The sequence below is a fragment of the Microbacterium aurantiacum genome (assembly GCF_040532595.1).
In the GTDB taxonomy this organism is placed as follows: domain Bacteria; phylum Actinomycetota; class Actinomycetes; order Actinomycetales; family Microbacteriaceae; genus Microbacterium; species Microbacterium chocolatum_B.
On record NZ_JBEVYX010000001.1, the window covers coordinates 342,826 to 366,102 of the forward strand.

General features: G+C 71.0%; 23 protein-coding genes. 12 read left to right on the forward strand and 11 right to left on the reverse strand.

The window, feature by feature from the left end; all coding sequences use genetic code 11:
* The first annotated feature begins 35 nt into the window (after window positions 1-35).
* From ABXJ56_RS01730 to ABXJ56_RS01740, 3 genes are read left to right on the forward strand one after another with little or no spacing between them, the layout of a single operon-like run.
* Window positions 36-1,418 (forward strand): M24 family metallopeptidase, encoded by a 1,383-nt coding sequence (locus ABXJ56_RS01730; protein ID WP_353998019.1) that lies wholly within the window; start codon window positions 36-38, stop codon window positions 1,416-1,418.
* Window positions 1,415-2,302: an NAD(P)-dependent oxidoreductase gene (locus tag ABXJ56_RS01735; protein WP_353998020.1), complete on the forward strand. Its 888-nt coding sequence runs from the start codon at window positions 1,415-1,417 to the stop codon at window positions 2,300-2,302. The genes ABXJ56_RS01730 and ABXJ56_RS01735 overlap by 4 nt, the downstream gene beginning before the upstream one ends.
* 43 nt (window positions 2,303-2,345) lie before the next feature.
* On the forward strand, window positions 2,346-3,779 hold the full coding sequence (locus ABXJ56_RS01740) for an amidohydrolase family protein (RefSeq protein WP_353998021.1): 1,434 nt from the start codon (window positions 2,346-2,348) through the stop codon (window positions 3,777-3,779).
* A gap of 16 nt (window positions 3,780-3,795) precedes the next feature.
* On the opposite strand, the gene rlmB is transcribed toward ABXJ56_RS01740, so the two are convergent.
* Window positions 3,796-4,800: a 23S rRNA (guanosine(2251)-2'-O)-methyltransferase RlmB gene (gene rlmB / locus ABXJ56_RS01745; RefSeq protein ID WP_353998022.1), complete on the reverse strand. Its 1,005-nt coding sequence runs from the start codon at window positions 4,798-4,800 to the stop codon at window positions 3,796-3,798.
* The gene (gene cysS / locus ABXJ56_RS01750) at window positions 4,793-6,193 is read right to left on the reverse strand and encodes a cysteine--tRNA ligase (RefSeq protein WP_353998023.1); all 1,401 of its coding nucleotides are present in this window, start codon (window positions 6,191-6,193) and stop codon (window positions 4,793-4,795) included. Before cysS ends, rlmB begins: the two co-directional genes overlap by 8 nt.
* A gap of 54 nt (window positions 6,194-6,247) precedes the next feature.
* On the opposite strand from cysS, the gene ABXJ56_RS01755 reads away from it, so the two are divergent.
* Together ABXJ56_RS01755 and ABXJ56_RS01760 are read left to right on the forward strand one after the other, a co-directional pair.
* Window positions 6,248-7,171 (forward strand): DMT family transporter, encoded by a 924-nt coding sequence (locus ABXJ56_RS01755; protein WP_353998024.1) that lies wholly within the window; start codon window positions 6,248-6,250, stop codon window positions 7,169-7,171.
* A gap of 67 nt (window positions 7,172-7,238) precedes the next feature.
* On the forward strand, window positions 7,239-7,724 hold the full coding sequence (locus ABXJ56_RS01760) for a GNAT family N-acetyltransferase (protein WP_353998025.1): 486 nt from the start codon (window positions 7,239-7,241) through the stop codon (window positions 7,722-7,724).
* A gap of 5 nt (window positions 7,725-7,729) precedes the next feature.
* Here the strand turns inward: ABXJ56_RS01760 and ispD are convergent, their stop codons facing one another.
* Window positions 7,730-8,941, reverse strand: a complete 1,212-nt coding sequence (ispD, locus tag ABXJ56_RS01765) for a 2-C-methyl-D-erythritol 4-phosphate cytidylyltransferase (protein WP_353998026.1) — start codon at window positions 8,939-8,941, stop codon at window positions 7,730-7,732.
* 35 nt (window positions 8,942-8,976) lie between these two features.
* Complete coding sequence (locus tag ABXJ56_RS01770; protein WP_053547905.1) at window positions 8,977-9,459, reverse strand: CarD family transcriptional regulator; 483 nt, start codon at window positions 9,457-9,459, stop codon at window positions 8,977-8,979.
* Window positions 9,460-9,606: 147 nt separating this feature from the next.
* On the opposite strand from ABXJ56_RS01770, the gene ABXJ56_RS01775 reads away from it, so the two are divergent.
* Complete coding sequence (locus ABXJ56_RS01775; RefSeq protein WP_353998027.1) at window positions 9,607-10,125, forward strand: DNA modification methylase; 519 nt, start codon at window positions 9,607-9,609, stop codon at window positions 10,123-10,125.
* A gap of 63 nt (window positions 10,126-10,188) precedes the next feature.
* Here ABXJ56_RS01775 and ABXJ56_RS01780 read toward each other — a convergent pair whose 3' ends face one another.
* Together ABXJ56_RS01780 and ABXJ56_RS01785 are read right to left on the reverse strand one after the other, a co-directional pair.
* On the reverse strand, window positions 10,189-10,872 hold the full coding sequence (locus ABXJ56_RS01780; RefSeq protein WP_353998028.1) for a response regulator transcription factor: 684 nt from the start codon (window positions 10,870-10,872) through the stop codon (window positions 10,189-10,191).
* The gene (locus ABXJ56_RS01785) at window positions 10,869-12,104 is read right to left on the reverse strand and encodes a sensor histidine kinase (protein WP_353998029.1); all 1,236 of its coding nucleotides are present in this window, start codon (window positions 12,102-12,104) and stop codon (window positions 10,869-10,871) included. The genes ABXJ56_RS01780 and ABXJ56_RS01785 overlap by 4 nt, the downstream gene beginning before the upstream one ends.
* Before the next feature lie 167 nt (window positions 12,105-12,271).
* Here ABXJ56_RS01785 and phoU point away from each other — a divergent pair, with 167 nt between their 5' ends.
* Complete coding sequence (phoU, locus tag ABXJ56_RS01790; RefSeq protein WP_353998030.1) at window positions 12,272-12,964, forward strand: phosphate signaling complex protein PhoU; 693 nt, start codon at window positions 12,272-12,274, stop codon at window positions 12,962-12,964.
* 65 nt (window positions 12,965-13,029) lie between these two features.
* Here the strand turns inward: phoU and ABXJ56_RS01795 are convergent, their stop codons facing one another.
* Window positions 13,030-13,779, reverse strand: coding sequence for a phosphoglyceromutase (locus tag ABXJ56_RS01795; RefSeq protein WP_353998031.1), 750 nt, complete (start codon window positions 13,777-13,779; stop codon window positions 13,030-13,032).
* A gap of 79 nt (window positions 13,780-13,858) precedes the next feature.
* Between ABXJ56_RS01795 and ABXJ56_RS01800 the strand changes: the two genes are divergently transcribed.
* On the forward strand, window positions 13,859-14,683 hold the full coding sequence (locus tag ABXJ56_RS01800) for a class I SAM-dependent methyltransferase (protein WP_353998032.1): 825 nt from the start codon (window positions 13,859-13,861) through the stop codon (window positions 14,681-14,683).
* A gap of 17 nt (window positions 14,684-14,700) precedes the next feature.
* On the opposite strand, the gene ABXJ56_RS01805 is transcribed toward ABXJ56_RS01800, so the two are convergent.
* From ABXJ56_RS01805 to ABXJ56_RS01820, 4 genes are all read right to left on the reverse strand, one after another.
* On the reverse strand, window positions 14,701-15,855 hold the full coding sequence (locus tag ABXJ56_RS01805) for an FUSC family protein (RefSeq protein ID WP_353998033.1): 1,155 nt from the start codon (window positions 15,853-15,855) through the stop codon (window positions 14,701-14,703).
* On the reverse strand, window positions 15,852-16,964 hold the full coding sequence (locus ABXJ56_RS01810) for a CAF17-like 4Fe-4S cluster assembly/insertion protein YgfZ (RefSeq protein WP_353998034.1): 1,113 nt from the start codon (window positions 16,962-16,964) through the stop codon (window positions 15,852-15,854). Before ABXJ56_RS01810 ends, ABXJ56_RS01805 begins: the two co-directional genes overlap by 4 nt.
* Window positions 16,964-17,560, reverse strand: a complete 597-nt coding sequence (locus ABXJ56_RS01815) for an FABP family protein (protein WP_353998035.1) — start codon at window positions 17,558-17,560, stop codon at window positions 16,964-16,966. The genes ABXJ56_RS01810 and ABXJ56_RS01815 overlap by 1 nt, the downstream gene beginning before the upstream one ends.
* A gap of 133 nt (window positions 17,561-17,693) precedes the next feature.
* On the reverse strand, window positions 17,694-17,984 hold the full coding sequence (locus tag ABXJ56_RS01820) for a hypothetical protein (protein ID WP_353998036.1): 291 nt from the start codon (window positions 17,982-17,984) through the stop codon (window positions 17,694-17,696).
* Between the two features lie 126 nt (window positions 17,985-18,110).
* Between ABXJ56_RS01820 and ABXJ56_RS01825 the strand changes: the two genes are divergently transcribed.
* From ABXJ56_RS01825 to pstS, 4 genes are all read left to right on the forward strand, one after another.
* Window positions 18,111-18,809: a response regulator transcription factor gene (locus tag ABXJ56_RS01825; RefSeq protein ID WP_353998037.1), complete on the forward strand. Its 699-nt coding sequence runs from the start codon at window positions 18,111-18,113 to the stop codon at window positions 18,807-18,809.
* Window positions 18,810-18,858: 49 nt separating this feature from the next.
* Window positions 18,859-21,021 carry an RNA degradosome polyphosphate kinase gene (locus tag ABXJ56_RS01830; protein ID WP_353998038.1) on the forward strand — a complete coding sequence of 721 codons (2,163 nt, stop codon included), beginning with the start codon at window positions 18,859-18,861 and terminating at the stop codon, window positions 21,019-21,021.
* Window positions 21,018-21,956, forward strand: a complete 939-nt coding sequence (locus ABXJ56_RS01835) for an NUDIX hydrolase (protein ID WP_353998039.1) — start codon at window positions 21,018-21,020, stop codon at window positions 21,954-21,956. Before ABXJ56_RS01830 ends, ABXJ56_RS01835 begins: the two co-directional genes overlap by 4 nt.
* A 173-nt stretch (window positions 21,957-22,129) precedes the next feature.
* Window positions 22,130-23,248 carry a phosphate ABC transporter substrate-binding protein PstS gene (pstS, locus tag ABXJ56_RS01840; RefSeq protein WP_353998040.1) on the forward strand — a complete coding sequence of 373 codons (1,119 nt, stop codon included), beginning with the start codon at window positions 22,130-22,132 and terminating at the stop codon, window positions 23,246-23,248.
* Window positions 23,249-23,277: the final 29 nt, after the last annotated feature.

Here is a 23,277-nt window from a genome sequence, read left to right on the forward strand (position 1 = left end):
ACGACGTCAAGCCCTCGGCGCGTGAGGAGGATTCGATGAAGAACACCGGAACCACGGGGACCGCCGCGGTCGACTGGGAGGCACGCGTCGATTTCGAGCGTCTTCGCGACGAGCGGCTGGCGCGGCTGCACGCCGAGCTCGACCGGTCGCACCTGGGCGCCGTCCTCGCCTTCGACTTCTCGAACATCCGCTACATGAGCGGCACCCACATCGGGACCTGGGCGATGGACAAGCTGATCCGCTTCGCCCTCCTCACCCGCAAGACCGATCCGATCGTGTGGGACTTCGGCTCCGCCGCCAAGCATCACGCGCTCTACAACCCCTGGCTCGACGTCACCACCGCCGAGGCCGACGCCGACCCGCACTCCCCCCACGAGGGCGCGAAGCGCCCGCGCCTCGAGAGCGGCGCACGCGCGGGGATCTCGACGCTGCGGGGGGCGTTCCCGCCCGACGCCGACCTCGCCGGCGACGTCGCCCGCAAGATCAAGCGCGAACTGGAGAGATTCGGCCTCGCCGGGGAGCCCCTGGGGGTGGACGTGGTGGAGATGCCGGTGCTCATCGCTCTCCAGCGCGAGGGCATCGAGGTCGTCGACGGCCAGCAGGTGTTCATGGAGGCGCGCCGGATCAAGACGGGCGACGAGATCCGCCTCCTCACCCAGGCGGCGGGCATGGTCGACGCCGCCTACGAGGAGCTCCACCGGTTCCTGCGTCCGGGCGTGCGGGAGAACGAGGCGGTCGGCGTCGTCGCCAAGACCCTCTACGACCTCGGCTCCGAGTACGTCGAGGGGGTGAACGCCATCTCCGGCGAGCGCTGCTCCCCGCACCCCCACGTCTTCAGCGACCGCCTGATCCGCCCCGGCGACCCGGCGTTCTTCGACATCCTGCACAGCTTCAACGGCTACCGCACCTGCTACTACCGGACGTTCGCGGTCGGCTCCGCCAGCACGGCGCAGCGCGATGCCTACACCCGCGCCCGCGAATACATGGACAGGGCCATCGCCCTGGTCCGGCCCGGAGCGACGACGGCCGACATCGCCGCGGTGTGGCCTCGCGCCGAGGAGTTCGGGTTCCCGGACGAGATGGCCGCCTTCGCGCTGCAGTACGGCCACGGCGTCGGGCTGTCGATCTGGGAGAAGCCGATCTTCTCGCGACTGACGTCCTTCGACCACCCCGAAGTGCTCGAGGAGGGCATGGTGTTCGCCCTCGAGACCTACTGGCCCTCCTCCGACGGCTGGGGCGCAGCGCGCATCGAGGAGGAGGTCGTCGTCACCGCCGACGGCTGCGAGGTCATCACGAAGTTTCCGGCGGAGGAGCTCATCGTCGCCGGGCGGCGGTACTACACCGTCGACGGTCCGCTGAACGTCAACCGCGACGCGCAGTCCCACCGCAACACCACGTGGGGTCGGGGCGAGGAATGAGCACCGTCGGATTCCTCGGGCTCGGCGCGATGGGCTCGGCCATGGCGGGCCGCCTCATCGACGCCGGCCACGACGTCGTCCTGTGGAACAGGTCCGCCGGCGCCGTCGAGCCGCTCGTCGCCCGAGGGGGGCGCGCGGCCGCGACACCGGCGGAGGCGCTGTCCTCGGATGTCGCGATCTGCATGCTCGCGGACGACCGTGCCGTGGAGGCGGTGCTCGACGCCCGAGCGCTGGCGGCCACCCGCGGGCGGACCGTCGTCATGACGGCATCCATCTCCCCCGACCTGAGCGCATCGCTCACCGAGCGCGTCGCCGCATCCGGGGGGACGTACATCGCCGCTCCCGTGCTCGGACGACCCGCCGCCGCCGCCGACGGGAAGCTGAACATCATGACCGCCGGACCGGTCGAGGCGGTCGACGCGGTCAGCCCGCTCCTCGAGGTGCTCGGGGTACGGGTGTGGCGTGTGGCCGAGCGCGCGGCCGTCGCGCACGCGGTGAAGGCCGCCGTGAACTACAACATCATCCACGCGATGCAGGCCATCGGCGAGTCCGTCGCGATGACAGAGCGCTGGGGCGTGGACCCGGAGCTGTTCACCACCCTGCTCTCCCAGACGCTCTTCGGCGGAGTGGTCTACACCGGCTACGGATCGATCATCGCCTCCGGTGCCTACGATCCGCCCGGGTTCCACATCTCCCTGGGCCGGAAGGACCTCGAGCTGGCCGCCGCCGTCGCCGCCGCCGGGGACGTGCATCCGCCGACCCTTCCCGTTCTGATGCGGGTCTTCGACACCGCTCTGGCCGACCCGGCGCTGGCAGACCTCGACTGGTCGGCGATCGCGGAGGTCACCCGACGCGACCTGCCCCTCGTTCCGGAGCATCCCTGACCGACACACCCCACCCATCGCGAATCAAGGAGGATGAGCGTCCATGTCCGAAACACCGCTGCCCACCCGAGGTCAGCCCGTCGTCCTGCGGGGCGGCATCGTCCTCACGATGGACGATGCGCACACCGTCCTGCCGCGCGGCGACGTGCTGGTCGTCGACGGGACCATCGCCGATGTCGGCGTCGATCTCACCGTGCCGGACGGCACCTTCGAGATCGACGCCACCGGGGGCATCGTCATGCCCGGCATGGTCGACACCCACAGGCACATGTGGCAGACCGCCATGCGCGCCTACGGCGCCGACTGGACCCTCACGCAGTACTTCGTCTGGTACTACCTGCAGCACGGAGCGAAGTTCCGCCCCGAAGACGTCGCCGCCGGCAACCTCATCTCCGCGCTCGACGCCGTCGAGTCCGGTGTGACCACGAGCGTGGACTGGTCGCACGGCCTGCGGACCCTCGACCACGGCGAAGCCGCGTACGAGGCCCTCGCGACCTCGCCCGGGCGGTTCGTCCTGGCCTACGGGAACCTCGCTCAGAGCCCCTGGGAGTGGACCGCGGACCCGGCCATCCAGGATCTCCTCGTCCGCTCACGCGACGATTCGCGGATGTTCGGGACGCAGATCGCCTTCGACGTCCCGAACCAGGACGAGCAGTTCCCGGAGCTCGCCGCCTACCGCGTCGCCGAGGAGCTGGGGCTCCCCGTCACCACGCACGCGGGGGTCTGGGGCGCGACGAACGACTGGGGGATCAAGAACGCCTACTCCGCGGGGGTGATGAAGGAGGGGTACACCTACGTCCACGCCGCCTCCCTCTCGGCCGAGTCGTACCAGAAGATCGCCGCGACGGGCGGCAACGTGTCGCTCGCGACGGAGTCGGAGGACACCTGCGGCCAGGGGTATCCCCCCGTGCACCAGCTCCGACGGTACGGCATCCCCGCGTCCCTGTCGGTGGACACCAGCGTCTGGTTCAGCGCCGACCTGTTCTCGGCGATGCGGGCGACGGTCAACGCCGATCGGGCCCTCGAGCACTACACCGCGCACCTCAAGGAACCGGCCGAGACCGTCACGCACGTGAAGCTCCGCGCCGAGGAGGTGGTGGACATGGCCACCCGCGGCGGCGCGAAGGCGATCGGCAAGGACCACCTGATCGGGTCGCTCGAGAAGGGCAAGCTCGGCGACGTCGTGCTCCTGAAGAACGAGCACTCGGCCACCTGGGCGCCCCTGATCAACCCCTGGGGCCAGATCGTCTACCAGGCGCAGCGCGGTGACGTGCACACCGTCCTCGTGGGAGGCGAGATCGTCAAGAGCGAGGGACGCCTGGTGGCGGGAGACCTCTCCGGCGTCAAGGCCAAGCTCGAAGACACGGTGTCGTACCTCGAGCGCGAGGTCGGAGACGACTGGATCGCCGGGCAGCACCCCGAGATCCCCGAGTTCGAGGTCCTCTACAACCCCTACCAGTACAAGAAGGGCGAGTGACGCGGCGCGGGCGGCGTCAGCTCTCCCGCGGCGCCGCCCGCAGCGTCGACACCTGGTACAGCGCGACGGATGCCGCGATGCCGGCGTTGAGGGACTCGGTCGCCGCGTCGATCGGGATCGACACGATCTGATCGCACGTCTCGGCGACGAGTCGTGACAGACCCTTGCCCTCGGACCCGACGACGATGACCACCGGGCGGTCGGCGAGCTCCAGGGCCGGCAGGGAGACGTCGCCGTCGCCGGCGAGACCGAGCACGAACACGCCCTGCTTCTTGAAGTCCTTCAGCGTCGCGGTGAGGTTGGCCGCCAGCGCGACGGGGATGCGGGCGGCGGCACCGGCGCTGGTCTTCCACGCGGCGCTGTTCACACTCGCCGAGCGGCGCTGCGGCAGGATGACACCGTGGCCGCCGAAGGCACCGGTGGAGCGGATGATCGCGCCCAGGTTGCGCGGATCGGTGACGCCGTCGAGTGCGACGAAGAGCGGCGTGCGGTTCGAGTGGATCACCTTCTCGAGAAGGTCCTGGGGGTGGGCGTACTCGTAGGGCGGCACCTTCAGGGCCACGCCCTGGTGCACGCCGTCGAAGCCGGCCATCCGGTCGAGCTCGGGCCGCGTGACCTCGAGCACAGGGATGCCGCGGTGCGTGGCGATGGACAGCATCTCCTTGACGCGGTCGTCCATCTCCACGCGCTGCGCGATGTAGAACGCCGTCGCGGGGATCTTCGCGCGGAGCGCCTCGAGGACGGAGTTGCGACCGGTCACCGTCTCGGTGTCGTCCGCGCTCTTGGCCTTCTGCCCGCGCGGGCCCTGCCCACCCGGCTTCGCGCCCGGCTTGCCCTTGCCCCCGGCGGCGGCGTAGCGCTCGGCGGCGGCCTTCCGCTTGCCGGCGACGTGCCAGGCGCGGTCTTCGGCCTTCGGCGTCGGTCCCTTGCCCTCGAGGGACTTCCGCCCGAGTCCGCCCGTGCCCTTCGTGGGGCCCTTCTTCTTGCCCTTGCTCGCGCCGGGGCGCCCTGGCTTAACCATGTCCTACACTCCAATGGGTCCCGGCGGGACCGTCTTCGAGGGCGATGCCGGCAGCCGCGATGGCATCGCGGATCCGATCGGCGCTCGCCCAGTCCTTGTCTGCGCGCGCACGGGCGCGCTGGTCGATCATCGTCTGCACGAGCGCGTCGAGCGCCGCCTGTTCGACGGAGGTGTCGGCGGTCCGCCACTGCGGGTCGCGGGGGTCGAGGCCGAGGACGCCGATCATGGCGCTCACCTGTCCGAGCGCCTCTCGCGCCCCGTCCGCGTCGTCCGCGTCGATGGCCGCGTTGCCGGCGCGGACGGCGTCGTGCACGACGGCGAGCGCTTGCGGCACCCCGAGGTCGTCGTCCAGCGCCGCGATGAAGGCGTCCGGCAGCGAGGGTGCGGCATCCGATCCCCGCCCGTCAGCGAGCCGGGACGCGCGCTCGACGAACCCGCGGATCCGCCCGAGCGCCGCCTCCGCCTCGTCGAGTCCCTTGGCCGAGACGTCGAGGTTCGACCGGTAGTGCGCCGCCGCGAGGGCGTAGCGGACGACCAGCGGGTCGCGCTCGGCGAGGAGGTCGGCGGCCAGGATGACGTTGCCGATGGACTTCGACATCTTCTGGCCCTCGACCGTCACCAGGCCGTTGTGCACCCAGTACCGGGCGAAGCCGTCGCCGGCCGCGGTGGACTGCGCGCGCTCGTTCTCGTGGTGCGGGAAGCGCAGGTCGAGCCCGCCGCCGTGCAGGTCGAACTCGGGCCCGACGTAGCGGCGCGACATGGCCGAGCACTCGATGTGCCAGCCCGGCCGCCCCGCTCCCCACGGCGAGTCCCAGCGGGCGTCGTCGGGCTCACCGGGCTTGGCTGCCTTCCAGAGCGCGAAGTCCAGCGGATCGCGCTTGCCCGCGTCGGTGTCGGGCGAGGAGTCCATCGCGTCGGGACGCTGATTGGTCAGGACCCCGTACTCGGGCCACGAGCGAACGTCGAAGTAGACGCTGCCCTCGGCCGGGTAGGCGTGCCCGCGCGCGATGAGGCGCCCGATGAGCTCGATCATCTGCGGGATCGATGCGGTGGCGCGCGGCTCGTAGGTCGGCGGAAGGATGCCGATGGCCTCGTACGCGGCGGTGAACTCCCGCTCGACGCGGTAGGCCAGCGCCCACCACGGCTCGTCGGCTGTGGCGTTCTGGAGGACCTTGTCATCGATGTCGGTGACGTTGCGCACATACGTCACCCGACCGAACCGGTGGGTCAGCCAGCGTCGCAGGAGGTCGAACGCGAGGGCGCCGCGAAGGTGCCCGATGTGGGGTCCGGACTGCACGGTCGGCCCGCACACGTACATCGTCACGTGTCGCGGATCGGCCGGAACGAAGGCGCGCACGCTCTGCGTGCTGCTGTCGTGGAGTCGGACGTTCACCGAACCACTCTACCGGCGGCGGTGGCGACGCCGTGGGGGCAGTAGAAAGGAGCGGTGCATGTGATCGCCATCCTCGCCGCCGCGATGCTCTTCGGAACCACCGGAACGTCCCAGGCGCTGGGTCCGTCCGGGACCACTCCCCTGTCGATCGGGGTGATGCGAATGGTGATCGGCGGCACGGGTCTCGCGCTCCTCGCCTTCCTCCTCGCGGCCCGGCACGCGCGGCGCTCCGACGGCCCGCGCGCGGCGTTCGGCATCCGTCCGCTCTCCCTCATGGTCCTCACCGGCCTGTGCCTGGCGCTGTACCAGCCGCTGTTCTTCCTCGGCACCGAGCGCAACGGCGTCGCCGTCGGCACGGTCGTCGCCCTCGGGTCCGCGCCGATCCTGGCGGGCCTCCTCGAGTGGGCGTTGACGCGTCGGATGCCGAGCGCGACGTGGATGGCCGCGACCGCGCTCGCCACCGCCGGCGTCGTCCTCCTCGGCTTCGGCGGATCTGCGGGAGGAACGGGCGGCACCGACGGCATCGGTCTCCTCGGCTCCCTCGGAGCGGGCGCGTCGTTCGCGGTCATCGCCAACGCCCAGCGCCGACTGCTGGATGCGGGGTGGGACCCGTTCACCGTCGTCGGCGCGATGGGAGCGAGCTCGGCGGCCGTGAGCGTCCTGGCGGTGCCGTTCGTCGATCTGGCGTGGATGCAGACACCCGCGGGCCTCGTGATGGCGCTGTGGCTGGGCCTTGCGACGATCTCGGTCGCCTACGTGCTGTTCACATGGGGCCTCAGCGGACTGACGGCGGCGACCGCGGCGACACTGACGCTCGGCGAACCGCTGACCGCCGCGGTCCTCGGCATCGTCGTCCTCGACGAGCGGCTGTCGATCCTCGCGATCATCGGCCTCGCCGTGCTCGGAGCAGGTCTCGCGCTCCTCGCGTGGGGCTCTCGGACGCCGAGGGACGCGGCACCCTTCGCCGTCGAGGGATAGCGGATCGACGCCGTCACCGTCGTTCGCGCGTCACGCGGGCGAAACAGTGCTGTGGCACCCTGAACCCATGCCGGCACCGACGATCGTCGTGGATGACCTGACCTCCCCCGCATCACGGGACCTCGTCGCCCGTCACCAGGCGGAGATGCGGGCGCAGACTCCCGAGGACAGCTGTCACGTCTTGGATGCAGAGGCCCTCCGCCAGCCCTCGGTCACCGTCTGGACCGCGTACGTGGACGACGAACTCGCCGGCGTCGGCGCCCTGAAGATCTTGGACGCCGAGCGCGGCGAGGTGAAGTCGATGCGTGTGGAGGAGCGCTTCCTCGGTCGCGGTGTCGGACGTGCGCTCCTGCGGCAGATCATGACGTCGGCCCGGGATCGCGGGCTGCGGAGCCTCTGGCTCGAGACCGGGTCCGGCCCGGAGTTCCTCGCCGCGCGGACGCTGTATCTCAGCGAAGGCTTCACCGCGTGCGCGCCCTTCGACGACTACGTCGCCGACCCGCTCTCGGCCTACTTCACCCGCCGTCTCGACGATGGGGGCCTGCTGATCTGACCGGGTCAGGCCGGGAGCACGAGGGCCACGGCGAACGCGGAGACCCCGTCCCCGCGTCCCGTGAATCCGAGTCCGTCCGTCGTGGTGGCCGAGACCGACACCGGGGCGCCCCCGAGAGCCGCGGACAGCGTGCGCTCGGCCTCGACCCGACGCGCGGCGAAGCGCGGACGGCGTGCCTGGACCTGGACGGAGACGTTCCCGATCCGCCACCCCGCCTCGGCGAGGAGCGCGCGGGTCCGGCCGAGGAACGCGTCCGCGTGGGCGCCGGCGTACTCGGGCTTGTCGGTGCCGAAGTGCGTGCCGATGTCGCCGAGACCCGCGGCGGACAGGAGGGCGTCGACGATCGCGTGAGCGATGGCGTCCCCGTCGGAATGCCCGGAGAGCGCGGCCTCCCCCGGCCAGTGCAGCCCGGCCAGCCACAGATCGCCCCCGCCGCCGAACGCGTGCACGTCGCTGCCGAATCCGACCCGCGGGGTCGCGACCGACGGGGGCTCGATCGATGCGCCCGATCGCGTCTGCGGCGCCGCGTCGTCGAGGAGGGCGCGTGCGCGGAGCAGGTCGGCCGGAGTCGTGATCTTGAAGGCACGATCATCGCCCGCGACGACGACGACCGTCTCCCCCCGATCGGCGACGAGCCCCGCGTCGTCGGTGAAGTCCGCCTCCGCGGCGGCATACGCCGAGGCCAGGACGTCACGTCGGAATCCCTGCGGCGTCTGCGCGGCGACCAGATCGGACCGATCGACCGATTCCGCCACACGTCCCGCGGCCACACGCTTGACGGTGTCGACGACGGGCAGGGCCGGGACGGCGGCCGCCGCGCCCGCATCGACGGCCTCGGCGACCCGCGAGAAGACCTCCGGCGGGGTGAGCGCGCGCGCCGCATCGTGGACGAGCACGACCTCGACATCGGCCCAGAGCGCCGCGAGGCCCGCGGCGACGGATGCCTGGCGGGTCTCCCCGCCCACGACGACCGTCACGCGGTCCGCGCGGTCCCCCGCGGTCGCGGCGACTTCGGTGAGCGCGTCGCCCTCTCGACCGGCCGGCGCAACGACGACGACCTGCGCTTCGGGCGCGGCGAAGACTCCGCGCAGCGCGTGATGCAGGATGGAGCGATCGTCGATGCCGACAAAGGCCTTCGGGGCTCCCGCCGCCAGGCGGGTGCCGGAACCGGCGGCGACGACGATGACGGCCAGACGCGGGACGGGTGCGATGCTCACACCGTCACGCTACCGGCGCGCGGTCACCGGCGTGGTCAGGAAGCGAGGACCTCGTCGAGGATGACGCTCGCGCGCTCCTCGTCGGTCTTCTCCGCCAGGGCGAGCTCGGAGATGAGGATCTGCTTCGCCTTGGCGAGCATCCGCTTCTCTCCCGCGGACAGACCGCGGTCCTGATCGCGGCGCCACAGGTCGCGGACGACCTCGCTGACCTTGATGACGTCGCCGGACGCGAGCTTCTCGAGGTTCGCCTTGTACCGGCGCGACCAGTTGGTCGGCTCCTCGGTGAAGGGGGCGCGCAGGACCTCGAAAACGCGGTCCAGGCCCTCCTTGCCGATGACGTCGCGGACGCCGACCAGATCGACGTTCTCGGCAGGGACCTCGATGACGAGGTCTCCCTGGGTGACGTTGAGCTTCAGGTACTTCTTGGTCTCGCCCCGGATAATCCGGTCTTTGACCTCGATGATCGTCGCCGCCCCGTGGTGCGGGTAGACAACGGTCTCGCCAACCTCAAAAAGCATGGAGTTATGTCCTTTCGGCAAACTCCAGACTACCACAGCGTTTATACGCTAAGGTTCTCCGCCCCCGGGCCGGGCGTGCCACGCGGGCGCGAGGATCCAGCCCCTAGAATGCATGGGGAAGCCGCAACCCCCACATCAGGAGGATCCGTGATCTCGACACGCCGCCGCATCGGCGAAGGACGCCCCGCCAGGAGCCCGCGCCTGATCGCGTCGGCGGCTCTGGGTGCCGCCGTGGTCCTCGGAGCTACCGGATGCACCTTCCTCACGCCGCAGTCCACCACGATCCAGTACTCGGCGGCAGAGGGGGTCAACGTCTTCGACTCCGGTCCCCTCGAGGTCCGCAACGCCTTCATCGTGGCCGACGAGACCGGCGCGGTCGGCAACTTCGTGGCGGCCGTGGTCAACCCGACCGACACCGCGCACACCCTCGTGGTCGAGCTGGGCGAAGGATCGACCATCGACCTCGAGCTGCGCGTCCCGGCGCGCACCACCATCAGCCTCGGCGCCGACGGCGAGGAGCCGCTCCTGGTGGAGGGGCTCGACACTCCCCCCGGCGCGAACATCCCGGGGTACTTCCAGTCCGGTGACGCCGAGGGCATGCTCCTGGCCGTCCCGGTCCTCGACGGCGAACTCGACTACCTCGCTCCTCTCGTCCCGCAGGAGTGACCCGGGTACACGAGGGGGCCGGCATCCGCTCGGATGCCGGCCCCTTCGTCGTTCCGGGCGACGTCAGCCCTCGAAGCGATACCCGAGCCCGCGCACGGTGACGAGCATCGTCGGGGATCCGGGGTTCTCCTCGATCCGCGAGCGGATGCGCTTGATGTGCACGTCCAGCGTCTTGGTGTCGCCGAAGTAGTCGCTGCCCCACACGCGGTCGATCAGCTGACCGCGGGTCAGCACGCGGCCGGCGTTACGCATCAGAACTTCGAGAAGCTCGAACTCCTTCAGGGGCATGTTGATCTCGCGCCCGTCGACGGCCACCGTGTGGCGGTCGATGTCGAGGACGACGCGTCCCCCCTCGAGCACACGCTCGTCGAGTTCGGCCTCCCGCTGGGAGAAGCGCCGGAGCACTGCCCGCATCCGCGCGAGAAGCTCCCGGGAGGAGTAGGGCTTCGTGACGTAATCGTCGGCGCCGAGTTCCAGGCCCACCACGATGTCGACCTCGGAATCCTTGGCGGTGAGCATCACGATGGGCACGGTGGAGCTGGATCGGATCTGGCGGCACACCTCCGTTCCGGGCATGCCGGGCAGCATGAGGTCGAGCAGCACGATGTCCGCCCCGCGCTCGCGGAAGGCGGTGAGGGCGGCAGGGCCGTCCTCGGCGATCTCGACCTCGTATCCCTCGCGCCGCAGGAGGTAGGCGAGCGGGTCGGCGAGGTCGGGCTCGTCCTCCACGATCAGGACGGCGGTCATGCGGTGTCTCCGTTCTCGGTGCGCGTCGGCAGGGCCGCGGGCACGGGTGTGGCGACCTTGCGCGCGCGCTTGCGGCGGCGCTCGGAGCGCTCGGGGCTATGGTCGGCGGGGGCGTCGGCGGCGGGCAGTCGGATGGTGAAGGTGGAGCCGCGTCCCGGACGCGACCACAGGCGGACTTCGCCTCCGTGACGCTGGACGGCGTGCTTGACGATGGCGAGGCCGAGTCCCGTGCCCCCCGTCCGCCGGGCGCGGGCGGGGTCGGCACGGTAGAACCGCTCGAAGACGCGCTCCTGGTCGCCCTCGGCGATGCCGATGCCGCGATCGGTGACCGCGATCTCGACGATCGCGTCCGTCAGGCTGACGCCGACGCCGACCTTGGACCCCCGCGGCGAGTAGGCGATGGCGTTCGCCACGAGGTTCCCGACGGCTTCGCCGAGGACCTGGGCGTCGCCGCGTACGTAGAGCCCGCGCTCCCCGCCCCGTACGACGCTGACGCCGGCCGAGTCGGCGAGGATCGCGTTGGCGTCGACGGCGGACGCGACGACCTCGTCGATGGGGACGTCGCGCTCATCGGTGAGCTCGTCCGACGCCTGCAGCCGGGAGAGGTTCAGGATGCGGGACGTGAGCTGAGCGAGGCGCGATGCCTCGGCGGAGAGGCGCGTGGCGAAGATCCGCACCTGCGGCGGGTCGTCGGCGGCCGACTCGATCGCCTCGGCGAGAAGACTCACCGCCCCGACGGGCGTCTTCAGCTCGTGACTCGTGTTCGCCACGAAATCGCGCCGCATCTGCTCCACCCGCTCGCGCTCGGTGATGTCGTGCAGCACGAGCAGGGTAAGCCGCGGCGAGATGCGGGTCGCCCGGGCGGCGACGAGGCGGGGTTCGGCGGGCGGAGCGCCGCGCTGGAGGCGGAGGGAGCCGGACCAGGACGACTGGCCGCCGCGGATGACGCGGATCGCGTCGCGCAGTTCCTCGCTGGCCAGGGATCCGCCGAGCGCGAAATGGAACGGGGCGGCGGTCGGCGACAGCGCGAGGACCGTGAAGGAGGCGTCGACGACCAGGGCGGCGTCGTCCATCCCCTGGAGGACCTCGCGGACCCCCTCGGGGATCTCGCGGGACGTCTCGGCCCGCGCCCGGTCCCTGATCCGGAGCGAGGTCACGACGAGTGCGGCAAGGGAGCCCCCGATCACGATGCCGGCGAGGAGGGCGAGCAGCGCGAGCTGCAGCGAATCCATGGTGACAGCGTAAGGGTGTCGGCGCGCTCCGCGCGGACGGCGTCTCGGCCGCCGTCCGGGGGTGCGGGTACTATTCACCGGGCAGGCACCGCCCGTTAACCTTCGCCGGTGATCATCGCCAGCGTCGCCAGGCGATCGCCTGCCCGGAATCCAGAAAGGTCCCACGGATGCGCGAAGTCTTCCACCAGTCCCTCGAGGACGTGCAGAACCGCCTCGTCGAGATCTCCGAGCTCGTCACCATCGCCATCGACAAGGCCACCCGCGCGTTCGGCACGAGCGACGTCGCGCTGGCCGAAGAGGTCATCGACGCGGACGCCGTCATCGACGAGAAGGCCCTCGCCCTCGACGAGATGGCCATCGAGATCCTCGCCCGCCAGCAGCCCGTGGCCCGCGACCTGCGCATCGTCGTGAGCGCCCTGCGGATGTCGGCGTCCCTCGAGCGCATGGGCGACATCGCCGAGCACATCGCCCAGCTCACCCGCATGCGCTTCCCGGAGCGGGCCATCCCCAAGGGCCTGAAGTCGACGTTCCTGAAGATGGGCGAGCTGGACGTCGAGGTGGCCCGCCGCCTCACGGAGCTGCTGCGCACGCAGGAACTCGCCCTCGTCGAGGAGATCCGCAACGCCGACGACGATCTCGACGACCTGCATGTCGCCGTCTTCGAGAAGGTCCTCAGCGACAGCTGGCAGGGGGAGGCGGCCGCGACCGTCGACGCCACCCTCGCGAGCCGCTACCACGAGCGCTTCGCCGATCACGCGGTCTCGGTGGCGAAGAAGGTCGCCTACCTCTCCACCGGCGACTGGACCGCTCCCACAGGCGCCCTCGACATCGCGACGGAGACCGTGACCGGTCTCGCCTGACCGCACGCACGAACGACGGAGCCGGATGCCTCGGGAAGAGGCATCCGGCTCCGTCGTTCGTCAGGTCAGTTCTTGCCCTGGTTGGCCACAGCCGCAGCTCCCGCCGCCGCAGCCTCGGGGTCGAGGTACTCGCCCGGAGCGAGGGGGACGAGGTTCTCGTCCAGGCGGTAGACCAGCGGGATGCCGGTGGGGATGTTCAGCTCGGCGATGTCGGCGTCGCTGATGCCCTCGAGGTGCTTCACGAGTCCGCGCAGCGAGTTGCCGTGCGCGGTGACGAGCACGGTCTTCCCGGAGCGCAGGTCAGGCGCGATCGCCTCGTCCCAGTACGGGAGCAGCCGGTCGATCACGAGCTTGAGCGACTCGGTGCGGGGCACGTCCCCGTCGATTCCCGCATAACGCGGGTCGCCCACCTGGCTCCACTCGCTGTCGTCGGCGAGCTCGGGCGGCGGCACGTCGAACGAGCGGCGCCAGAGCATGAACTGCTCCTGACCGAACTCTTCGAGCGTCTGCGCCTTGTCCTTGCCTTGCAGGGCGCCGTAGTGACGCTCGTTCAGGCGCCACGAGCGGGTCACCGGGATCCAGAGGCGATCGGCGGCATCCAGGGCGATGTTCGCGGTCTGGATCGCGCGGCTCAGGAGGGAGGTGTGGAGGATGTCGGGAAGGAGGCCCGCCTCGGCGAGCAGCGAGCCGCCGCGGGCGGCCTCGGCCTTGCCCTGCTCGGTCAGGCGGACGTCGACCCACCCGGTGAAGAGGTTGAGCTCGTTCCACTCGCTCTGGCCGTGGCGGAGGAGGATCAGCGTGTGAGGCGCAGTCATGGGCCCCATGATATCGGGCGCATCCGTCGCCTCCCGGCCGCCGACATCGCCACCGGTTCCCCGCTGACATGATGGAAGGATGGCTCCCGCTCGCGGTCCCGTGGGCCGCATCACGCGCGGGACGACCCACACCAATCGGCTTCGCCGCATCGATCGCTGGATCGCCACGCGCGCCGAGCTGCGCCGCCTCGCCGATCCGCTCGTGGTCGACCTCGGCTACGGCGCCAGCGGCGTGACCGCTTTCGAGCTGCACGCGCGTCTGGCCCGCACACGGCCGGACGTCGAGGTGCTCGGACTCGAGATCGATCCGGAGCGGGTGAAGCGCGCCCGGGGCCAGCTCGCCGAGGTACGGGCCGGCGGGACGGCGTTCGCCCCGGACGCCCGCGTGGACTTCGCGCGCGGCGGCTTCGAGGTGCCGCTTCCCGACGGCCGCGCGGCCGGAGTCATCCGCGCGATGAACGTGCTGCGCCAGTACGACGAGACGGATGTCGCGGCGGCGTGGTCGCAGATGGCCGGACGACTCGCACCGGACGGACTGCTCGTGGAGGGGACGTGCGACGAGCGCGGGCGCGTATGCACGTGGATCGCGGTGGGGCCCGACGCCCTCCCCCGCACCCTGACGTTCTCCCTCCGCCTGGAGGAGCTGGATTCCCCCCTCGTGGCGGCGGAGCGACTGCCGAAGGCGCTCATCCATCGCAACGTGCCGGGCGAGGGCGTGCACCGCTTCCTCGCCGCCCTCGACGCCGAGTGGGAGCGCGCCGCGGGCCTCGGCGCCTTCGGACCGAGGCAGCGATGGGTCGCGACCGCGAACGCCGTCGCGGCACACGGCTGGCCGGTGCACGAGCGCCGCCGCGCCCGACTCGGCGAGATCACCGTCGCGTGGGACGCGGTCGCGCCCGGCTGACGGTCGACCGCCCGGGATCAGATGCGCGGGACCGCAGCACGGGCCTCCCCCGGCGGCATCCCGGTGGCGACCAGGAGGTCGACCACGAAGGGCCGGATCGCGGCGATGAGGTTCTGATCCCCGAGGGAGGCGCCGGGTGTCACTTCGGCCGGGTCCAGGTGGGCGGCGACGGCCGCGAGCTGCGACCGCGCGACCGGCTCGAGCGAGATGTCGTCGAGGGCGTCGGTCAGGACCCGGACGGCGCGGAGCGTCTCGGCGAGGATGTCGGCGGCCACGGGGCGCGGGGTGCCGTCGTCGCAGAGATAGACCACGCGCCGGGCGATGACGCGGAGGTTCCTTCCGGCCAGCTCCACCGCCTCCCGCACGCACTCGTGGCGCACGAGCTCCGAGCGCTGACGACGCAGGAACGGGGAGATCCGCGCGATCGCGAGGCCGGACTCGACAGACGCCCGCCACCCGTCGGCGATCGGCTGGATCGCCCGCGCCTTCTCGAGACCGCGTTCGGCGCGGCGCCGGTCGCCGCGGCGCAGGGCCTGGACGAGCGCGGTCCCGGCCCCCTCGATCGCCCCCAGCACGGCCCGCGCATCGCGCACCTCGATGCGCACCGTGTCACGCGGGATGAGAGCGGTCGCGAGCAGCGCCGCCACACCGCCGATGAGACCGTCCACGAGCCGCAGGAAGGGCGCGTTCGCGGGGACGATCATGACGATGAGCGACTGGATGGCGGCCGCGATCGCGAACGAGGCCTGCGCGGAGAGGAAGCGCGCGACGACGAGGGTCACGCCGAGGGCGAGGGCGAGCTGCCACCACCCCGACCCCGCCACAAGAAGGAGCAGTTCGGCGACGATGATGCCCACGAGCATCCCGATGACGGTCTCGAGGACGCGGCGCGGTCGCGCGTCGCGTACGAGCCCGAGGCTCGACACCGTCACGGTCGCGGCCAGGAGCGGCGCGGGGTGACCGAAGACGTAGGCGGCGACCGCATACGCGGCCGTGGCGGCGACCACGATCTGCACGATCGGGATCGCGGAGTCCCGCACGCGGCGGAGCGCCGGCGTCGGGTCCAGACGCGCCTGCCAGCCCGTGCGGATCGGCAGCGTCACCGGGGCGGGGCCCTGCGGATCGGCATCGGCAGCACCGGGGCCGCGTCCGGAACCGCGCCGCGGGCTCACGTCGCCCGTGCGCGACGCGACAGCCGGGTGATCCGCGGCACGTTCGCCGTGGCTCCGGCATCCGGGGGCACGATGACCTCCTGGGCCGCCGCGATCCGCATGCCCTCGACGTCGACGGTCAACGCCGCGTCCACCGGCACCCCGCGCCGGAGCACCGCGAGGGCGATGGGACCCTCTTCGAAGTGACGCGCCGCCGACGTGACGATTCCGACCTCGTCGTCGTCGCGACGGACGACCGCGCCGTGCTCGGGAAGGGCGGCGTCGCTCCCGTCGAGCTGCAGAGCGACCATGCGGCGGGGCGGGTGCCCGAGATTGTGCACCTTCGCCACCGTCTCCTGCCCCCGGTAGCAGCCCTTGGACAGGTGCACCGCGGTGCGCATCCAGTCGGACTCGTGCGGGATCGCGCGCTCGTCCACCTCTCCGGACCAGCGCGGTCGCCACGCCGCCACCCGCAGAGCATCGGCGGCGACGACGCCCGCGAGGTCGACGGCACCGGATGCCGCGTCACCGGCGATCCGATCGAGCTCCTCGATCGAGACCAGGGCCTCGGCCCAGCGCCGCTCGGAGCCCGGGTGCGGATCCACCGCGGCGTATCCGTGTCCTCCCGGGGTGATCGCGGGCCACGGATCGTGCCAGACCAGGGGCGTGCCGGCGGGCGCGGCGGGGGCCACCTGGGAGAGCGCGTCGGGGGCGCCGCCGACGACGGCGACCTCGGCATCCGCCGATCTCGGCTGGACGCGCAGACGGAAGCGCATCCGGGTGAGCCACGCGAGGAGGCCCTCGGCATCGGCGCGGTCGACGATGAGCCACGCGGTCGATCCGTCGTCCACCACGGCTGCGACGTGCTCGATGCGACCCTGCGGGTCGAGCACGAGCAGTTCGGTGGACTCCCCCGGTGCGAGTCGAGCGAGCGCCTGAGAGGTCAGGGAGTCGAGCCAGGTGAGCCGGTCCTCGCCGTCCACGGCGATCACCGCGCGATCACCCAACGGTGCCAGCGCGGTGCCGCGGGCGAGGGCGCGCTGCTCGCCCAGCGGGTTGCCGACGTGCTGGAGGACGTCGTCGACGATCACCGCGCCGGGCACGGCGGAGAAGGCGGCGGCGTGGGCCATCAGGCGACCTTCGCGAGGCGCGCGGAGGCGTGGGAGGCGAGTTCGTGGCCGAGGGCGGCGATGTCCCACGCCCAGAGCAGGTGTCCGTCGACCAGCCCGTACATGCGGGTCGCGGCGGCGTAGGCCTTGGCCGTCGCGGGCCGGACGACGGCGTCGGTGGCCAGATCGATCCGCGGACCGCGGATCTGGCCGAGGTACAGCTCGCTGATACCGTCCGAGTGCACGATCGCCGCCTCGATGTCGAACCCGTCGGCGTCGTTGCGCAGCCGCTCGACGTCTTCGACGGTCCGGGGTTCCGCGGACGCCGTCGGCGGAAGGAGCGCGGGGCCCGCGTCCGCATCCCCGGCGTTCCGCGTCAGACGCCAGTACCCGACCTCCGACACCAGCGGCGTCCGGCCGCCGTCCTCGCGGTCGATCCACGCGGACGCCGCATAGTTCAGGTAGTCGCCGCCGTCGTGGCTGAAGCTCACGCGGTGCGTGAACTCGCCCGACAGATCGCCTCCCGCGTAGTCGATGACGCCGCTGCCCTCCCACACTCCGATGAGCCAGGAGAGGGGGACGAGATCGGCGGGGAGGTCGGTGGGGAGATCGATCACGGCGTCCCGCTCAGCGCTGACCGCGGTAGAGGTTCTTCACCACCACACCGGAGACGAACACGATCCCCACCGATGCCAGGCCCAGAAGCCCCAGGAAGAAGATTTCGAGCGCGAGAAGGTCCATGTCGCTACTTTAGCCCGGGACGACCGCCGCCAGCCCGAATCCGAGACTGACGATGCCGAGCACGGCGAGGGCGCCGACGACGCTCGCGGCGACCCGGACGGTGAAGCCGTGCGAACGACCGCCGGCGAGCTGGACGGCGAAGCCGAGCAGGAGGCACGCCCCGAGGGCGACCGCCAGCCACGGGGCGCGGAGGTCCGTCGGCACGAAGAGGCCGATCGCGAGCCCCGCGATCGCCGCGACGATCCACACCGAGAGGATGCCGGCACGCGAACGGCGCGGGATGATGTCGGACACGGTCATCCCGCTATTGTCTCCCAGGACGCCCCGCGCGCCCACCCCCGACCGCATCCGGCGCGGGAGCGTGCGCGGGAACGCTCTAGACTGATCCCGCACGACGCATTCCCCGAAGAGTCCGGAAGGCGACTTTTGGCCCAGCTGCTCGTCCTGAGCTCCGCGCACGGAGTCGGCCCCGCCCTGCCCGCGCTCGAGCTGCTCAGCCACCGGGTGCGACAGATCCCCGCCGAGCCCGCGCAGCTGGTGAACGCCCCGAGCGCGGACATCATCTTCGTCGACGCGCGCGTGGACCTCGTCGGCGCGAAGTCGCTGTGCAAGATCCTCAACACCACGGGCCTGGACGCCCCGCTCATCCTCATCGTCACCGAGGGCGGCCTCACCGCGGTCTCGCCCGACTGGGGCGTCGACGACGTCATCCTCGTCACCGCCGGGCCCGCGGAGGTCGACGCGCGGGTGCGCCTCGCCGTGGGCCGGCAGAACTCCGAGCAGGTGTCGACCCGCATCCAGACCTCGGGCATCACCATCGACGAGTCCTCCTACTCCGCCAAGGTGCACGGGAAGCCCCTGGACCTGACCTACAAGGAGTTCCAGCTCCTCCACTTCTTCGCCACGCACCCCTCACGCGTCTTCACGCGCGAGCAACTGCTGAGCGAGGTCTGGGGCTACGACTACTTCGGCGGCACGCGCACCGTCGACGTCCACGTGCGACGCCTGCGCGCGAAGCTCGGCGACCTGGAGCAGCTCATCGGCACGGTCCGGAACGTCGGGTACCGCTTCAACGTGTACGAAGAGGATCAGCTCCCCGCACCGCGCGAGACCACCGGCGCCTGAGGCGGCATCCGTTCACACATTCGTCACCCGACCCTGACATGATGTGGGGGTGATCGAACAAGAGGTTCTCGACCCCGGAATCGACGCGGACGACGACGACTTCGACGTCTCCGAAGAGGCCGACGCCCTCCTCCCCGAGCATCGCTACCTGGACCGCGAGGTGAGCTGGCTCTCGTTCAATCAGCGGGTGCTCGAGCTCGCCGAGGACGTGAACCTGCCCGTGCTCGAGCGGGCGAACTTCCTGGCCATCTTCGCCAGCAACCTGGACGAGTTCTTCATGGTCCGCGTCGCCGGGCTCAAGCGGCGCATCGTCACCGGCCTCGCGGTCCCGACCAACGTCGGGCGCTCCCCCGCGGACGTCCTCGCCGACATCTCCGCCGAGGCGCACCGCCTGCAGCTCCGGCACGCCGAGGCGTGGACCTCGGCGGTCAAGCCCGCGCTCGCGGACGCCGGCATCCAGGTCGTCGCGTGGGACACCCTCGGCGAGGACGACCGCGAGCGGATGTACGACTACTTCCACTCCCAGGTGTTCCCGGTCCTCATGCCGCTCGCCGTCGACCCGGCGCACCCGTTCCCCTACATCTCCGGGCTGTCGCTGAACCTGGCCATCCGCATCCGCAACGCCCGCACCGGTCGCCAGGAGTTCGCCCGCCTCAAGGTGCCGCCGATGCTCCCCCGCTTCGTCGAGCTCGAGCCGCAGGACGGCGTCGTCCGCTACCTTCCGCTGGAGGAGCTCATCTCCAACCACCTGGACGATCTGTTCCCGGGGATGGAGGTGCTCGATCACCACGCGTTCCGCCTCACCCGCAACGAGGACGTCGTGATCGAGGAGGACGAGACCGAGAATCTCATCCAGGCTCTTGAGGCGGAGCTGCTGCGCCGCCGCTTCGGCCCGCCGATCCGGCTCGAGATCACCGACGACATGGACGAGCTCACCCTCGACCTGCTCCTGAAGGAACTCGACATCACCGCGCAGGAGGTCTACCGCCTCCCCGGCCCCCTCGACCTGCGCGGCCTGTTCGACCTCGCGCGCATCGATCGGCCGGACCTGCACTACAAGCCCCACCTGCCGACGACCCCCGTGGCCTTCCAGCCGGGCGACAACAACGAGCGCGCCGACATCTTCGCCTCCATCCGCAAGGGCGACGTCCTCGTCCACCATCCGTACGAGTCCTTCGCGACCAGCGTCCAGGCCTTCCTCGAGCAGGCGGCGAAGGATCCGCACGTCCTCGCGATCAAGCAGACCCTGTACCGCACCTCGGGTGACAGCCCGATCGTGCAGGCGCTCATCGACGCCGCCGAAGCGGGCAAGCAGGTGCTGGCGCTGGTCGAGATCAAGGCCCGGTTTGACGAGGCGAACAACATCCTCTGGGCGCGGAAGCTCGAGAAGGCGGGCGTGCACGTCGTGTACGGCCTGGTGGGCCTGAAGACCCACTGCAAGCTCGCGCTCGTGATCCGCGAGGAGAACGGGGTGCTCCGCAGCTACAGCCACGTCGGCACGGGCAACTACAACCCCAAGACGAGCCGCATCTACGAGGACTTCGGCCTCTTCACCGTCGACGACCAGGTCGGACGAGACCTCACCCGTCTGTTCAACGAGCTCTCGGGCTACGCCATCGAGAAGAAGTTCAAGCGCCTCCTCGTCGCCCCCCTCCACCTGCGGAAAGGCCTCCTGCGCCTCATCGACAGGGAGCGTCACAACGCGCAGGACGGCAAGCCCGCGCGCGTGCGCATCAAGGTCAACTCGATGGTGGACGAGCAGATCATCGACGCGCTCTACCGGGCGAGCCAGGCCGGTGTGACGGTCGAGGTGTGGGTGCGCGGCATCTGCTCGCTCAAGCCCGGTGTGCCCGGGATGAGCGAGAACATCACCGTCCGCAGCATCCTCGGCCGGTACCTCGAGCACTCGCGCATCTTCGCGTTCGACAACGACGGCGACCCGCAGGTCTACATCGGCAGCGCCGACATGATGCACCGGAACCTCGACCGTCGCGTCGAAGCCCTCGTGCGCGTCGTCGATCCGGGGCACGTGAAGGAGCTCACCGCGCTGTTCGACCTCGCCATGAGCGACAAGACCATCTCGTGGCACCTCGGTGCCGACGGCGAGTGGATCCGCCACAGCACGGATGCCGAGGGCAAGCTCCTCGTCGACATGCAGGACCGCTCCATGTCGGCGGTGCAGCGCCGCCGCCGGGCCCGGGCGGTGCGATGACGGAGACCGCGATCTACGCGGCCGGCGGCGTGGTCTGGCGGGTGGTGGACGGCAAGCTCCGCGTGCTGCTGATCCACCGGACCAAGTACCGGGACGTCACCCTGCCCAAGGGCAAGGTCGATCCCGGCGAGATGCTGGCCGAGACCGCCGCGCGCGAGATCCACGAGGAGACCGGCATCCGGGTGAATCTCGGGGTGCCGATCGGCGTCTCCCGCTATCGCCTGCCCAGCAAGCGCACGAAGATCGTCCACTACTGGTCCGCCGAGGCCACCGAGCCGGCGATCCGCGCGTCGGCGTTCGTCCCGAACAAGGAGATCGCCGCGCTGGAGTGGGTGAGCCTGAAGAAGGCCCGCACCCGGCTCAGCTATCCCGTCGACGTGGAGATCCTGGAGAACTTCGCACGCCTCGTCGACGAGGGCATCCTGCAGACCTTCCCCATCATCGCCCTCCGCCACGCCAAGGCGCTCTCTCGGGAGGAGTGGGAAGGCGATGACTCGGCACGGCCGCTGGCCCCACGAGGCAAGAAGCAGTCGCAGTCCATCGTCGGGCCGCTCCTGGCTTTCGGCGCGCGGAAGATCATCTCCTCCCCCGCCGTCCGCTGTCACAAGACGGTCGTCCCCCTGGCGGCGGCGACGGGGAAGAAGATCGAGACCACCCCGCTGATCAGCCAGGACGCGTGGGAGGAGGGCCGCTCCGACGCGCGATCGGTCATCGGCGCGCGCGTGCGGGCACGGAAGCCGACGATCCTCTGCTCGCACGGCCCGGTCCTCCCCGACATCCTCGCCGAACTCGCGCTGGCGACGGGGACCCTGCGCGGGTCGTACCTCGGCAGCGCGTCCGCGCTGGAGCCGGGGGCGTTCTCCGTCGTGCACCTGTCGGTGCAGAACCCCGGATCGGGCATCGTCGCGATCGAGACGCACGCGCCCAAGGTCTGATTCCGGGCGCTGCCAGGAGTCAATGCGGTTCGCGGCCGGTCGTTCACCTTCCGTTCACCCGCACAGCGCACGCTCTTAAGAGTCCGTGCTTACCGTCAGGTCGTGCCCTGCACCGGGCCTCAACCCGAAACCCGATCGGGTTTCGTTTCTCTGACATGTGAAGGATTCACACAGTGAAGATCTCCCGCTTCGCCCAGGTCGGCGCCCTCGCCGCCGTCGCCTCCCTCGCCCTCGCCGGCTGCGCCGCGAACGAGGGTGGCGGCTCCACCGACGCCGGTACCGACACCGACACCGGCTCGAGCCTCTCCGGCACCCTCTCGGGTGGCGGCGCCTCCTCGCAGGAGGTCGCCGTCCAGACCTGGACCGCCGGTTTCCAGACCGCGAACGCCGACGTGACCGTCAACTACGACCCGGCCGGCTCCGGTGCGGGCCGCGAGTCGTTCCAAGCGGGCGCCTTCCAGTTCGCCGGCTCGGACCGCGCGTTCACCATGGACGAGATCGCCGAGGGCCCCTTCGACGGCTGCGTCGAGGGCTCCGGCATCGTCGAGCTGCCGACCTACATCTCCCCGATCGCCGTCATCTTCAACCTCGAGGGCGTCGACTCGCTGAACCTGTCGGCCGACGTGATCGCGGGCCTGTTCGCCGGAACCATCACGAACTGGAACGACCCGGCCATCGCCGAACTGAACGAGGGCGTGGAGCTCCCCGACCTCGCCGTGACCCCCGTCCACCGTGCCGACGACTCGGGCACCACCGAGAACTTCACCGCCTACCTCTTCGAAGCGGCTCCCTCGGTCTGGACCGAAGAGCCCGACGGCGTCTGGCCGTTCAACAGCGGCGAGGCCGCGCAGGGCACCTCGGGTGTCGTCTCGGCTGTCGCCGGCGGCAACGGCACCATCGGCTACGCGGACGCCTCGCGCGCCGCCGAAGAGGGCCTGTCCACCGCCGCCGTCCAGGTCGGCGACGCGTTCGTGGAGTACTCGCCCGAGGCCGCCGCGGCCATCGTGGACGCCTCACCGTTCGAAGAGGGTCGCACCGAGGGTGACCTCGCGATCGCGCTCGACCGCACGTCGACCGCGGAGGGCGTGTACCCGATCGTCCTCATCAGCTACATGATCGCGTGCCAGGAGTACACCGACACCGCCGCCGCGCCGCTGGTGAAGGGCTACCTGCAGTACGTCGCCAGCCCCGAGGGCCAGGACGAGGCCGCCGCCGCCGCCGGCAGCGCGCCCATCTCGGACACCCTGCGCGAGCAGGTCAACGCCGCGATCGACCTGATCGTCGTCGACTGATACCGTGTGGCCGGCCCGTCGCACCGCGA

Coding starts and splice junctions, on each gene's coding strand:
- phoU (WP_353998030.1), top strand. CDS start 12,272: ATGCGCGAAGTCTTCCACCAGTCCCTCGAGGACGTGCAGAACCGCCTC.
- ABXJ56_RS01785 (WP_353998029.1), bottom strand. CDS start 12,104: ATGGATTCGCTGCAGCTCGCGCTGCTCGCCCTCCTCGCCGGCATCGTG.
- ABXJ56_RS01740 (WP_353998021.1), top strand. CDS start 2,346: ATGTCCGAAACACCGCTGCCCACCCGAGGTCAGCCCGTCGTCCTGCGG.
- ABXJ56_RS01835 (WP_353998039.1), top strand. CDS start 21,018: ATGACGGAGACCGCGATCTACGCGGCCGGCGGCGTGGTCTGGCGGGTG.
- ABXJ56_RS01795 (WP_353998031.1), bottom strand. CDS start 13,779: ATGACTGCGCCTCACACGCTGATCCTCCTCCGCCACGGCCAGAGCGAG.
- ABXJ56_RS01780 (WP_353998028.1), bottom strand. CDS start 10,872: ATGACCGCCGTCCTGATCGTGGAGGACGAGCCCGACCTCGCCGACCCG.
- ABXJ56_RS01730 (WP_353998019.1), top strand. CDS start 36: ATGAAGAACACCGGAACCACGGGGACCGCCGCGGTCGACTGGGAGGCA.
- ABXJ56_RS01770 (WP_053547905.1), bottom strand. CDS start 9,459: ATGCTTTTTGAGGTTGGCGAGACCGTTGTCTACCCGCACCACGGGGCG.
- ABXJ56_RS01800 (WP_353998032.1), top strand. CDS start 13,859: ATGGCTCCCGCTCGCGGTCCCGTGGGCCGCATCACGCGCGGGACGACC.
- rlmB (WP_353998022.1), bottom strand. CDS start 4,800: ATGGTTAAGCCAGGGCGCCCCGGCGCGAGCAAGGGCAAGAAGAAGGGC.
- ABXJ56_RS01735 (WP_353998020.1), top strand. CDS start 1,415: ATGAGCACCGTCGGATTCCTCGGGCTCGGCGCGATGGGCTCGGCCATG.
- ABXJ56_RS01820 (WP_353998036.1), bottom strand. CDS start 17,984: ATGACCGTGTCCGACATCATCCCGCGCCGTTCGCGTGCCGGCATCCTC.
- ABXJ56_RS01810 (WP_353998034.1), bottom strand. CDS start 16,964: ATGGCCCACGCCGCCGCCTTCTCCGCCGTGCCCGGCGCGGTGATCGTC.
- ABXJ56_RS01760 (WP_353998025.1), top strand. CDS start 7,239: ATGCCGGCACCGACGATCGTCGTGGATGACCTGACCTCCCCCGCATCA.